This window comes from Pseudomonas sp. EA_65y_Pfl1_P113 (genome assembly GCF_963970525.1).
In the GTDB taxonomy this organism is placed as follows: Bacteria; Pseudomonadota; Gammaproteobacteria; order Pseudomonadales; family Pseudomonadaceae; genus Aquipseudomonas; species Aquipseudomonas tritici.
The window spans coordinates 1-633 of record NZ_CAXAQM010000212.1 but is presented as its reverse complement, the minus strand read 5'-3'; the positions used below and the strand labels follow the sequence as shown (position 1 = coordinate 633).

The following is a 633-nucleotide window of genomic DNA, read 5'->3' as shown; positions in this document are numbered from 1 at the left end:
CCAGCACGAAGGCGATATAATCCTCCATGCTGCCGGCATATTCCTTCGCGGTGCCGCCATCGACCAGCACGAGCCGGTCGGCGGTGAGTTCGACCATGTGGCGATCGTGGCTGACCAGGATGACCGCGCCGTCATAGGCATTGAGCGCCTGCACCAGCGCTTCGCGCGCATCGACGTCCAAATGGTTCGTCGGCTCGTCGAGGATCAGCATGTGCGGCGCGTCGCGCGTGATCAGTGCGAGCGCGAGGCGGGCGCGTTCGCCGCCCGAAAGCTTGCCGACCTTCTGCGTCGCCTTGACGCCCGAGAAGCCGAAGCGCCCGAGCTGCGCGCGCACCGCACCCGGTGTCTTGCCCGACATCATGCGGGTCATATGTTCGAGCGGGGTATCGTCGCCGTCGAGTTCCTCGACCTGATATTGGGTGAAATAGCCGACGCGCATCTTGCCGCTGGCGTTCATCGCGCCGTCCATCGTCGGCAATTGTGCGGCGAGCAGGCGGGCGAGCGTAGTCTTGCCGTTGCCGTTGCGGCCCAGCAGCGCGACGCGATCATCGGGATCGAGCCGCAGATTGAGGCGCTGCAGGATCGGCTTGTCGGCATAGCCGACCGCTGCCATGTCGAGCGTGATCAGCGGCG

At 65.7% G+C, this 633-nt stretch carries 1 protein-coding gene; it reads right to left on the bottom strand.

Going from position 1 to position 633, the window contains the following annotated elements:
* Positions 1-633, bottom strand: a 633-nt coding sequence (locus tag AACY52_RS29180; RefSeq protein ID WP_339561198.1) for an ATP-binding cassette domain-containing protein, incomplete at both ends; no start/stop codon positions are given.